Consider the following 407-nt stretch of genomic DNA (forward strand, 5'->3'; position numbering starts at 1 on the left):
GGCGGGCGAGTTGCAGCAGGGCCCCCAGTTCGGTCTCCAGCGCGGAGGCGTCCGGTTCGTGCGCGGCGGCGCGGGCCAGGGCGGCGCACAGCAGGGCGCCGGTCTCGGGGTCCCAGGAGTCGGGCCAGTCCGCGGCCCCGGCGGCGGCCAGCTCCCGCACCCGCGGATCGGGGGCCCGCAGCAGGCGTACGTACTCCCGGGCGCGCGGGTCGGCTTCGAGGCGGTCCCACTCCCCCAGCTCCCGCGCGCCGGGGCCCGAGAGCAGCACCCGCGCCGAGGCGCCGGTGCCCAGTCGGTCGGCGGCCCGACCGTAGGTCTCGATGCGCTCCAGCACCACCCGGGCCCCGAGCGGGGTGCGCAGGCCGAGGCCGGTGCAGGGTATGCCGCGCAGGCAGCGCACGACGGCC

At 79.9% G+C, this 407-nt stretch carries 1 protein-coding gene; it reads right to left on the reverse strand.

Going from position 1 to position 407, the window contains the following annotated elements:
- Positions 1 to 407, reverse strand: a 407-nt coding sequence (locus G3I71_RS49055) for a hypothetical protein (RefSeq protein WP_164325469.1), incomplete at both ends; no start/stop codon positions are given.

The sequence above is a fragment of the Streptomyces sp. SID12501 genome, from assembly GCF_010550245.1.
GTDB lineage: Bacteria > Actinomycetota > Actinomycetes > Streptomycetales > Streptomycetaceae > Streptomyces.